This is a genomic window from Streptomyces griseocarneus, assembly GCF_014655595.1.
Lineage (GTDB): Bacteria > Actinomycetota > Actinomycetes > Streptomycetales > Streptomycetaceae > Streptomyces > Streptomyces griseocarneus.
Map to the genome: position 1 here is coordinate 1,193,795 of NZ_BNBL01000001.1, position 11,051 is coordinate 1,204,845.

An 11,051-nucleotide genomic window follows, 5' to 3' on the forward strand; every position below is an offset into this window, starting at 1 on the left:
CGTCTTCGCCTCGATGTCGGCCGACCTTCATATTCCGGTCTCCTCCGCGGCGACATGGAGGTCACACACTGACCCCACACCCCGCGCGTGACGGTGACGGCGATCGCCCGCCGTGCCGGCACCGGGTTCGCACCTCTCCGTCTCTCCCCGCTCAAGGATGCAAGGCCCGTGCCCGTACCCGTCACCCTCCACGGCCGCGCCGTCCGGCTCGAGCCGCTCGCCGAACACCACATCGAGGCCCTGGCCGCGGCCGCCGCCGAGGACCGCGGCAGCTACGCCTTCACGCCCGTGCCCAGCGGGATGGAGGCGACGCGGCGCTACGTCGCCGACGCGCTGGCGGCCCGGGCGACGGGCCGGGCGCTGCCCTTCGCCACGGTGAGGACCGCGGACGGCCGGGTGGTGGGCTCGACGCGCTTCTGCGAGCTGGACTACTGGCAGGGCCCGGTGCCCTGGCCGCCGGCCCCGCGCGGCCCGCTGGGTCCCGCGCTCACCGCCGTACCCGACGCTGCGGAGATCGGCGGCACCTGGCTGTCCGCCCGCGCCCAGGGCACCGGGATCAACACCGAGGCCAAGCTGCTGATGCTGCGGCACGCCTTCGAGACGTGGGGCGTCCGCCGGGTGTCCCTGCGCGCCGACGCCCGTAACCTGCGCTCACGCGCCGCGATCGAGCGTCTCGGCGCGACCCTCGAAGGCGTCCACCGCGCCCACACGCGCGGCCTGGACGGCACGGTCCGGGGCACGGCGTTCTACTCGGTCCTCGACGAGGAGTGGCCCCGGGTGCGGGAACGGCTCGAGCAGCGGGCCGGGACGCGCGCGGAGACGCCGTGCCCGCGCCCGCTCGTCCCGGTGTGACGGCGCGGGCGGCGAGGACGGCGAGGGCGGGCGCGGTGCCCGCTCAGTCCCGTGCGACGGGGTCAGTCCCGTGCGACGGGGCACGTCGCCGTCTGAGCCGTCTGCCGGGGGTGCGTGAAGGCCGGGCGGCGCTGCTCGGTGTCGTAGTAGCGGTGGAAGACGGGGGTGGCCGCGCCCGAGAGGGGCGGGACGATCCACGACCAGTCGGCCCCGACCCGCCGCCCGGCCCGCTCCTCGCGGGCGATGTGGTCCATGAAGCGCCGCGACTCGGTGTGGTGGTCGGTGATGGAGACCCCCGCCCGCTCGAAGGAGTGGAGCACGGCGACGTTCAGCTCCACCAGCGCCCGGTCCTTCCACAGGGACCGGTCCCGGGAGGTGTCCAGGCCCAGCCGCCGGGCGATCTCCGGCAGTTGGTCGTACCGGTCGGCGTCGGCGAGATTGCGGGCGCCGATCTCGGTGCCCATGTACCAGCCGTTGAAGGGGGCCAGCGGATAGACCACGCCGCCGATCTCCAGCCGCATGCAGGAGACGGCCGGCACCGCGTACCAGCGCAGGCCCAGCCGGGCGAACCACGGCAGCTCGGGATGCTCGATCGGCACCTGGAGCACGGCCGAGTCCGGCACCTCGAACCACCGCGGCTTCTCGCCGCGGCCCTCCACCAGGAGCGGCAGCACGTCGAAGGGGGTGCCCGGGCCGCCGGGCCAGCCCAGGTCCCGGGCGACGGCGGTGATCCCGGCGCTCATGGGGTCGCCGAGCACGGAGCCGTCGGGGCGGGGGTAGCCCGCGTAGCGCACGAGCTGCTCGTTGAGGATCCGCGGTCCCGGCTGCCAGGGGGTGTCGGGGGCGAAGACGGTGACGTACGGGCGTATTCGGCCGCCGTTGGTGGCCAGGCGCAGGTGCTGGACGGCCTCCTCCGCGATCTGGTCGGCACCGTCGAGGTGCCGCCGGTCCCGCACGGTCAGAGAACGCCAGTACAGCCGGCCGATGCAGCGGTTGCTGTTGCGCCAGGCGACCCTGGCCCCGAACTCCAGCTCCTCGGGCGTGTGCCGGTAGGTCCCGGTGCGGGCGATCTCCGCGGCGACCTCCGCCAGCCGTCGGTCGGGCGAGCCGGCACCGGCGCTCTCGCGGTGGTGGAGCCTCACGAACTCCTCCGCCAGGGCGAGGACGGTCCCGGCTCCCCGTAATGCGTCCCCTCCCCGTGCCGCGTCGGGCGTCCGCAGGGTGCGCGGTGTGGGATGTCCGGTCATCGCTGCTGGCCTCATCGAGAGTCGTCACGGTCGGAGAGTCGTCGCGGTCGGTTGCACGCATCCCGGAGGACGGCCAACCACCCCTCCACGCCGTGCCCTTGCCGTGAGGACGGACGAGAAGCCTGCCGGCCGCCCGGTCCCCGTTCGGGGAGGGCGGAGCACAGCCTACGAGGAAGCCCACGGGCCTGCCATGCGTATCCCGCAGCCGGTGTCACCGAGGGGGCGGCGCGCCGCGGGGCGAGGGCGCCGCGCGGCGCGAGGCGGGTGCGTCGCGCATCGCGAGGCCTCACCTGCCGGTGCGTTCCTCCAGCACCAGGGACTGGGCCGAGGGCATCAACAGGAAGCGCGGGACCGGCCGGACGGGTTCCGGGTCGAGCGAGCGCAGGCGCCACCTCGAGCCGATCGCGGCGAGCGCGAGCATGGCCTCCGTCATGCCGAAGAACTCCCCCATGCACCGGCGCCGGCCCGCGCCGAAGGCGAGGAACGACTGCCGCTGGCCCGGCGTGACCCGCTCCGGCAGCCACCGGTCGGGCTCGAAGGCGTCCGGCCTGGGGAAGACGCCGGGATCGCGCTGGAGGGCGTACGGGCTGACGATCACGTCGGCTCCGGCCGGCAGGACGGCCCCCGCGACACGCGCTCGCTTCACCGCGACCCTGCTGAGCATCCAGGCCGGCGGGTACAGACGCAGCACCTCGGTCAAAATCCGCTTCGTGAAGGGGAGATGGGGCAGGTCGTCGAAGGACGGCTCGCGGCCGGAGAGCCTGGCGTCGAGCTCGGCCCACAGCCGCTCCTCCACGGCGGGATGGCGGGCCAGGACGTGAAAGGTCCACGCCAGCAGGGAGGCGGTGGTCTCCACGCCGGCGGACAGCACCGACATGACCTGGTCCCGCACTTCCGCGTCGTCCGGAACGCGGCCGCTCCCCTCCTCCGCGGCCATGATCGTCGACAGCAGGTCACCCCGGTCCCGCCCCGCGCCGCGGTACTGCGCGATGACGTCGTCGACGGCCGCGTCGAGCCGTGAACGGGCCCGGGAGAACCGCCGGTTGGCCTGGGTGGGGACGCGGTGCGCCCAGGGCAGCGGAACCAGCATCCTGCGCAGCATCCCCTGCAGGAGCACCGGGAGGGTGGCCGCCATGGTCTCCGCGGCCTGCCGGCCCGCCGGCGCGGAGACCAGCGTCCGGGAGACGACCGCCGCCGACAGGCGGTACATCTCGTCCCTGACCGCCACCGCGCGGCCCGGACGCCACAAGGCGGTGGTCTCCCGCACGCAGCCGCTCATCACGGGGGCGTAGCCGGCGACCCGGCCGCGGTGGAACGCCGGCTGCATCATGGGCCGCTGGATCCGGTGCTCGTCGGCGTTGCAGGTGATCACGCCGTTGCCGACGAGGAGGCGGGCCGTCTCCATGAAGGGGCCGCCCTTGTCGAAGCACCGCTGCTCGGACGCGAGGACCTGAAGGGCCGCCTCCGCGCCGGTGACGAGGAAGGTCTCGCGACGGCCGATGAGGAGCCTGACCACCGGACCCTCGCCGCCCTGGGAGCGCAGGAACGCGAGCGGATCCCGCAGCAGCGGATGGGCGTGCCCGAGCAGGGGCAGCGCCCCCGCGGCGGACCTGACCCCTGACGTGACGCCGGGCCCGCCCGCGGGCTCGACTGCGGGCTGGATTGCGGACTTGATCTCGGACGTGCTTTCGGACGTGCTCTCGGACTCGGTCTGCGAAGTGACCACGTGCGAAACCCCTGTCATGTCGGTTCGGCATGAGGCGGGCGGACGAAACCCGGGCGGCTCCATTCCACTACACACAGTACCGACTTGGAAGCGGAAAGTGACAATTGCTGGTGCGGGGCCCTGGAGCCGCCCCCTCCGTTCGCTGTGTGGCCGGCGCACACAGACGCTCCGGAGGGTGTGTGCCCGCGCTCCGTCGATCCCCGCGCGCCGCCCGCCTAGGGTGCCGACATGACCGCCCCCTCGCCTTCCTCCGGCCACGCGTCCGCCGAACTCGCCGGGCGCACCGCCCTCGTCACCGGCGCCGCCGGAGGCATCGGTGCCGCCTGCGCCCTGCGGCTCGCCGCGGCCGGGGCACGGGTGCGCGCGCTGGACCGCGACGCCGACGGGCTCGCGGAGCTCGCCCGCAGGGCGGAGGGAGCGGGCGCGGACGTCGAGACCGAGGTCCTCGACCTCGGCGACCTCGAGGCGGCCGAACACGCCGCGGCCGGCGCCGACATCCTCGTCAACAACGCCGGCATCCAGCTCGTACGCCCCATCGAGGACTTTCCCCCCGACGCCTTCCACCGGATCCTCACCGTCATGCTGGAGGCGCCCTTCCGGCTGCTGCGCGGCGCGCTGCCGCACATGTACGCACAGGGCTGGGGCCGGATCGTGAACGTCTCCTCCGTCCACGGACTACGGGCGTCCGCGTACAAGTCCGCCTACGTCGCCGCCAAACACGGCCTCGAGGGGCTCTCGAAGACGGCCGCCCTCGAGGGAGCCCGCCACGGCGTCACCTCCAACTGCGTGAGCCCCGGCTACGTCCGCACCCCGCTGATCGACCGGCAGCTGGCCGACCAGGCCGACGCCCACTCCCTTCCCGCCGAACGCGTCCTCGCGGACGTCATGCTGGCCGGCCAGGCGCTCAAGCGCCTCATCGAACCGGAGGAGGTCGCCGAAGCCGTCGCCTACCTCTGCGGGCCGCACGCCGGCGCCGTCACCGGCGCCACGCTGACGATGGACGGCGGATGGACCGCCCGTTGAGGCGGCCCCGCGATCCTGGCGCCATGTCCGACGACCCCACCGACAGCCCCTTCGCCGCCTACCTCGAACTCCTCGCGAGCGGCGCGCCCGCCGACGCCTACGAACGGCCCGTCCTGCGCGTCCGCGCCGACGGCGCGGGCCCGGACCGGCTCGCCGCCGTGGAACGGGCCAAGCTCCTCGCCCTGCGCGTACGCGCCGAACTCGAGGACCGCAGACGGCGCGAGGCCGAACTGGCCGCCCTCTTCGCCACCGCCCACGACCTGGCGGGCCTGCGCGACATCGACGCGGTGCTCCAGGCCATCGTGCGGCGCGCCCGCGCGCTGCTGGGCACCGACGCCGCGTACCTCACCCTCAACGACCCGGCCGCCGGGGACACGTACATGCGCGTCACGGACGGCTCGGTCTCCGCCCGGTTCCAGGAACTGCGGCTGGGCATGGGGGAGGGGCTCGGCGGGCTCGTCGCGCAGACGGCACGCCCGTACGCCACCGACGCCTACCTGGACGACCCGCGCTTCCGGCACACCAGAATCATCGACGCGGGAGTGCGCGACGAGGGACTCGTCGCGATCCTCGGCGTCCCGCTGCGGCTCGGCAGCGGCGTCATCGGGGTCCTCTTCGCCGCCGACCGGCGCTCCCGCGTCTTCGACCGGCGGCAGATCGCCCTGCTCGCCTCCTTCGCCGCCCACGCCGCCGTCGCCATCGACACCGCCAACCTCCTGGCGGAGACCCGCTCGGCCCTGGCCGAGCTCGAGGCCGCCAACGAGATCGTTCGCGATCGCAGCGCCGCCGTCGAGCGCGCCGCCGACGTCCACGACCGGCTGACCGAACTCGTCCTGCGCGGCGGCGGAGTCCACGACGTCACCGCCACCATCGCCGAAGTCCTCGGCGGCCGCGCCGAGTTCCTGGACCCCGGGACGGAACCACTGACCGCCGTCGAACGCTCCCGCACCGAAGGCCGCGCCGTCCGCCACGGCGACGACTGGGTCGCCGCCGTGTCCGCCGGCGACGAACCGCTGGGCGCCATCCGGCTCCACGAGCGCCCCGGTCTCGACCCCGTCGACCGGCGTGCCCTGGAGCGCGCCGCCATGGTCACTTCACTCCTGCAACTGGCCCGGCGCTCTGCGGGCGAGGCCGAACAGCGCGTACGCGGCGAACTCCTGGACGACCTGCTCGACGCCCCCGACCGCGCCCCCCGCCTCCTGCGCAAGCGGGCCGCCCGCCTTCGCGCGGACCTCGACGCGCCCCACGTCGTGCTCGCCGCCCGCATCGCGGACGACGCCGCCGACGCCCCCGGCGACCGGCAACGCCTGTGGGCCGCCGCCTCCCACCTGGCCGCCACCGGCCACGGGCTCGCCGTCGCCCGGGACGGCGGCGCCGCGCTCCTCCTGCCGCACGGGCCGCACGACGCCCCCGGCGCGACGGCCCGCAACACCGCCCGCCGCCTCGAGGAAGCGGTCCACACCCCCGTCACCGTCGGCGCCTCCCGGCCCGTGGCCGCGCCCGCCGCCCGCCCCGGCGACGTCGCCACCGCCTACGCCGAGGCACGCCGCTGCCTGGACGTGCTGCACGCGCTCGGCCGCGGGGGCGAGGGCGCGGCGGCCGACGACTTCGGCTTCCTGGGCCTGCTGCTCGCCGGGACCGACGGCGGCGCCCAGGCCGGGGAGTTCGTCACCCGTACGTTAGGGCCGGTCATCGACTACGACACCCGGCGCGGCACCGCGCTCGTCCGCACCCTCGACGCCTACTTCGGCTGCGGCATGAGCCCGGTACGCACCAAGGAGGCGCTGCACGTGCACGTCAACACGGTCTCCCAGCGGCTGGAGCGCGTCGCCCGCCTCCTCGGCGCGGACTGGCACACGCCCGCCCGCGCCCTGGAGATCCAGCTCGCCCTGCGCCTGCACCACCTCTCACCCGCGCTCGGGAGCGAATGAGGGCTCCGCCCTCCCGTCGGCCCCATGTGCCTCGTCCGACAGGTCGCGGTGCCGCGTCTCCCGGGCACAGCCGACGGCCACGAGGGTGAGGACGGCGGCGGCCATCACGTACAGGGCCACCGGGGTCGCGCTGCCGTGCTCGGCGAGCAGCGCGGTGGCGACGAGCGGAGCGGGCGCACCGGCGGCCACGGACGAGAACTGGGCGCCGATCGACGCGCCCGAATACCGCACCCGGGTCGTGAACATCTCGGAGAAGAAGGCGGCCTGGGGCGCGTACATGGCACCGTGAAACACCAGCCCCACCGTCACCGCGGCGACCAGCGCCCCGAACGACCCGGTGTCGACGAGCGCGAAGAATGGGAACGCCCAAGCCCCCACCCCCGCCGCACCCAGCAGGTACACGGGCCGCCGGCCGATCCGGTCCGACAGGGCACCCCAGGCGGGGATGACGGCGAAGTGCGCGGCCGAACCGATCAGAACGGCGTTGAGGGCCGTCTGTTTCGACAGCTGCGTGTGCCCGGTCGCGTAGACGAGGACGAAGGCGGTGATGACGTAATAGCTGATGTTCTCCGCCATGCGCGCGCCCATGGCCACCAGCACGTCCCGCCACTGGTCCCGCAGCACCGCCACGAGCGGCATCCGCTCGGCGGCGGCCGCCCCGCGCGCCGGCGCCTGCGACGCGGCCCGGGCCAGCGCGGCCTTGAACACCGGCGACTCGTCCACGGACAGCCGGATCCACAACCCCACCACCAACAGCACGCCCGACAACAGGAACGGAACCCGCCAGCCCCACGCGAGGAACTCCGCGTCCGACAGCGTCGCCGTCAGCCCCGACAGCACCCCCGTCGCCAGCAACTGCCCGGCAGGCGCCCCGGTCTGCGGCCACGACGCCCAGAACCCGCGCCGCCGCGCATCCCCATGCTCCGACACCAGCAACACCGCCCCACCCCACTCACCCCCCAGAGCGAACCCCTGCACCAGCCGCAACCCGGTGAGCAACACGGGCGCGAGCGAACCGGCCGTGGCATGCGTCGGCAGCACCCCGATCGCACACGTAGCACCCCCCATCATCAGCAAACTCACCACCAACAGCCGCTTGCGCCCCAGCCGATCCCCGTAATGCCCGAACACCAACGCCCCCAGCGGCCGGGCGGCGAACCCCACGGCATAGGTCAGAAACGACAGCAACGTGCCGACGAGCGGATCGGACCCGGGGAAGAACAACTTGTTGAACACGAGCGCGGCGGCGGAACCGTAGAGGAAGAAGTCGTACCACTCGATGGTCGTGCCGATGAGGCTTGCTACGACGATGCGGGGGAGGGAGTTGGGGGTGGCGGGCTGTGGCTCGTGTGGGGCGGGGGTGGTCATGGCGTCACTTTCGGGTGGGTGAGGGGCGCGTCATTGCGTCGCCACACCGTAGGAAGGTGCAGGCCGTGGGCCTATGTGCTGGGGAACCACACTTCAGGTGCGGGGCGTGAGGGAAGTGTCCATGAGGGGGTGCTGCGGGCCCTGCGGATCACTCAACTCGATTGAGGAATTCGGTTCGGAGCAATGTCGCGATTGTGGTGATCTGGCACTCGGGTGCCGACTCCCGTGCTGACTTGGTGCTGTCCGGTTCGGGATCCGGGGCTGTCCGGCACTGACCGGTGCTCTCCTCAGCGGCGTCGACCGCCGGTCCGCGCCTCGAAATCGCTGGGCGCCGACGCGTCGAGGCCGGCGCCCAGCGACTCGCGCGGCAAGGTCAGGGAGGGCAGGCGCCGCCTCGGCCGATCGCGATCAGGCGGTCGCCGTACCAGGCCAGGGCGGGAGTCTCCAGCGTGCGGGTGGCGCGGGCCCGCCAGGCGAGGATGGCGCACGCCTCGGCGGATTCCTGCCAGGATATCCGGCCACGCGTCGCCGGAAGCAGCGGCCTTGGCCGCGGTGGTGCGGACCTGCTCGAGAACAGCGGTGCGTTTGGTCATCGGCCGTGCCGGGCGTCGTCGATGTGGACCAGCTGGTTGAGGGCGGTCGCGGTGTACCAGCCGCAGTCGACGATGCCGGTCGCCTCCCGGTACGCGGGCAGCAGGATCTCCTTCAGGGCGCGCTGGTAGATCAGACAGTCAGGGCAGCGCCGGGAGAGGTGGGCCATGTAGCGGGGATGGGCGGTGATGTAGGTGCGCTGGCCGCCGTTGGGGTTGCGCAGCCGCCAGCCGCCAGCCGCCAGCCGCCAGCCGCCAGCCGCCAGCCGCCAGCCGCCAGCCGTCCTCGTCGGTCGGGGTGTGCCATGAGGGGGTGACGACCGTCATGGCGTCGCCCCACAGATCGCCGTCGGCGACACCCTTGAAGATGACGACCTGCTCGCCGGGGCGGAAGTGCGCGTGGGTGATGTCGCGCTTGGGAGTGAGGCGATCGAGGACCGGTGCCTTGTCAGGAGCGAATGCGGCGATGTAGACCAGCGCCGAGACCTTGGGATGGTTTCCCGCCTCGGAGATCACGGCGCCGCCGTAGGAGTGTCCCACCAGGACGACCTGCCCGTCCTGGGCGTCGATCACCTGCCGCGTCGCGGCGACGTCCCCTTCGAGGGACAGGGTCGGGTTCTGTACGACGCTGACGTTGTACCCGTCCCGCTTGAGGACTTCGTGGACTCCTTGCCAGCCCGATCCGTCCACGAAGCCGCCGTGGACGAAAACGACGTTCCTCCGTTTCGGACTCATACGCATGCCCCCTCCTTCCGGAGCGTTGCGGTCCGTCACATGACGTCGTTCGGCGAGCGAGATCTTGACGCGGCGCGGAGGCGGTGAGTGCCGCACTCCCCGCCCGTGAGGTCAGAACTGGGGGTGGAGGTAGAAGGTCTCGTTGATGGCTGGGGTGCCGTTGGGGTTGGTCTGGTAGGGCCACTGAATGACCCAGGTGCCGTCGCCGGTGCCGTTGCCGCGGATGTTGGCGAAGCGGTGGGTGCCGTTGTCGCGCAGCACGGTGAGGTTCGGGAAGCGCGGCGAGGGGTGTTCGAGGGTGAAGTTCTGGGTGTCGCGCGCGTAGCCGCCAGGCAGCGGGGCGCCGTCCCAGTTGTGGCAGTCCCAGATGTTCAGCCAGTCGCCGTCGCCGCTGGCCTGACCACGGTTGACGTCGAGGCACTTGCCGCTCCGGACGCCGACCAGCTTGTACAGCGGCTGTCCGGAGTCACCGTTGCGGCCGACCGCGCGGAGTGTCCAGCGCTGGTTGGCGGCGCCGTTGGCGTGGTAGGTGATCACGTGGGTGCCGTTGGCGGTGTTGCCGCGGTAGACGTCGAGCAGGCGGTCGCTGTTGTCGGCGTGGACGGTGAACTGCCGCGGCCCGGCCGCGGCCTGCAGGGCGCTGAATCCGACGGGCCAGTGGTCGCTGCCGTAGTTGGGGTTGACCGTCGCCTGCCAGTTGTCGGTGTCGACGTTGGAGACCATGTAGTCCAGTTCGTTGCCGTTCTGCTGGGTGGCCTGGCCTCCGTTGTAGATCAGGCCGTTGCCGGGCATGTACCGGTCGGACTGGAGGTCGCCCGGGGCGCGGTTGTAGTCGCCCAGCACCGCCCAGTTGCCGACATTCTGCTGGAAGGCGGTGTCGGAGACGCGGCGTACCAGGTAGGCGGCGTCGTTGGGCCTGCCGCCGTTGGAGGCGGCGTGGACGGAGGCGAACATGATGTTGTCGCCCGTGTTCGTCACGGCCAGGGCGGAGCGGTAGGCGCCACCGATCTCCTGCACGCGGTTGGGCACCCACGAGGTGACGATGCCCAGGTTCCGTGACCGCTGGCGCAGGATGTAGAGGTAACGGTAGGAGCCACCGCCGATCGGCCACAGGTACGAGGTGACGTTGCCTGTCTGTCCGTCCTGGACGGCTCCGGCCGGCGGTCTGTTGGGCACCTCCTGGAGCGCCACCACGTCGAAGGTACGCGCCAGGGTGCGTACCCCGTCCCAGCGGGTGGTGCCGACCTGCATGTTCCAGGTGGCCATGCGGTGCGTGTCCGGCGGGGCGGCGGCCGCGGGGCCGCCGCCTGCGACCAGTAGGCCGAGGGCGAGCAGACCGGCGGCGAGCAGTGCACCCAGGCGGCGTAACCCGTTCCCCGAGGCCCCTGAGGCGGGCATGGAAAACCGGCTTCTTCGGGCGAATGAGAAAAACATGCCCGGCAGTGTCTCACTCAACTCCACGTAAATACAGGGTGGTTGCAAAGTGACTTGCCGCCCCGGCTGGAACCAGCCGCATTCGTCCGAGCGGAGTACCCCGTAGACGAAGATGCCGAGCCCGAGCGCGGACAGCACGGCGCAA

9 protein-coding genes are annotated in these 11,051 nt (G+C 72.9%); 3 read left to right on the forward strand and 6 right to left on the reverse strand.

Annotated elements, in window-relative coordinates:
* Nucleotides 1–168 precede the first annotated feature (168 nt).
* The gene (locus tag IE295_RS04850) at nucleotides 169–852 is read left to right on the forward strand and encodes a GNAT family N-acetyltransferase (RefSeq protein ID WP_190062141.1); all 684 of its coding nucleotides are present in this window, start codon (nucleotides 169–171) and stop codon (nucleotides 850–852) included.
* 62 nt (nucleotides 853–914) lie between these two features.
* On the opposite strand, the gene IE295_RS04855 is transcribed toward IE295_RS04850, so the two are convergent.
* Together IE295_RS04855 and IE295_RS04860 are read right to left on the reverse strand one after the other, a co-directional pair.
* A complete protein-coding gene (locus IE295_RS04855) occupies nucleotides 915–2,099 on the reverse strand; it encodes a nitric oxide synthase oxygenase (protein ID WP_190062142.1) in 1,185 nt (394 codons plus the stop codon).
* Nucleotides 2,100–2,385: 286 nt separating this feature from the next.
* A complete protein-coding gene (locus IE295_RS04860) occupies nucleotides 2,386–3,825 on the reverse strand; it encodes a cytochrome P450 (protein ID WP_190062143.1) in 1,440 nt (479 codons plus the stop codon).
* A 228-nt stretch (nucleotides 3,826–4,053) separates the two neighbouring features.
* Here IE295_RS04860 and IE295_RS04865 point away from each other — a divergent pair, with 228 nt between their 5' ends.
* Together IE295_RS04865 and IE295_RS04870 are read left to right on the forward strand one after the other, a co-directional pair.
* Nucleotides 4,054–4,848, forward strand: a complete 795-nt coding sequence (locus tag IE295_RS04865) for a 3-hydroxybutyrate dehydrogenase (RefSeq protein WP_190062144.1) — start codon at nucleotides 4,054–4,056, stop codon at nucleotides 4,846–4,848.
* A 23-nt stretch (nucleotides 4,849–4,871) separates the two neighbouring features.
* Nucleotides 4,872–6,779, forward strand: a complete 1,908-nt coding sequence (locus IE295_RS04870; RefSeq protein ID WP_190062145.1) for a helix-turn-helix domain-containing protein — start codon at nucleotides 4,872–4,874, stop codon at nucleotides 6,777–6,779.
* On the opposite strand, the gene IE295_RS04875 is transcribed toward IE295_RS04870, so the two are convergent.
* The 4 genes from IE295_RS04875 to IE295_RS04890 form a co-directional block, all read right to left on the reverse strand.
* On the reverse strand, nucleotides 6,756–8,147 hold the full coding sequence (locus IE295_RS04875; RefSeq protein WP_190062146.1) for an MFS transporter: 1,392 nt from the start codon (nucleotides 8,145–8,147) through the stop codon (nucleotides 6,756–6,758). The genes IE295_RS04870 and IE295_RS04875 overlap by 24 nt on opposite strands.
* A 589-nt stretch (nucleotides 8,148–8,736) precedes the next feature.
* Nucleotides 8,737–8,907, reverse strand: a complete 171-nt coding sequence (locus tag IE295_RS33275) for a hypothetical protein (protein ID WP_224323375.1) — start codon at nucleotides 8,905–8,907, stop codon at nucleotides 8,737–8,739.
* Nucleotides 8,879–9,472 carry an alpha/beta fold hydrolase gene (locus tag IE295_RS33280; protein ID WP_372479300.1) on the reverse strand — a complete coding sequence of 198 codons (594 nt, stop codon included), beginning with the start codon at nucleotides 9,470–9,472 and terminating at the stop codon, nucleotides 8,879–8,881. Before IE295_RS33280 ends, IE295_RS33275 begins: the two co-directional genes overlap by 29 nt.
* Nucleotides 9,473–9,583: 111 nt before the next feature.
* Nucleotides 9,584–10,870 (reverse strand): RICIN domain-containing protein, encoded by a 1,287-nt coding sequence (locus tag IE295_RS04890; protein ID WP_190062147.1) that lies wholly within the window; start codon nucleotides 10,868–10,870, stop codon nucleotides 9,584–9,586.
* Between the last annotated feature and the right edge of the window lie 181 nt (nucleotides 10,871–11,051).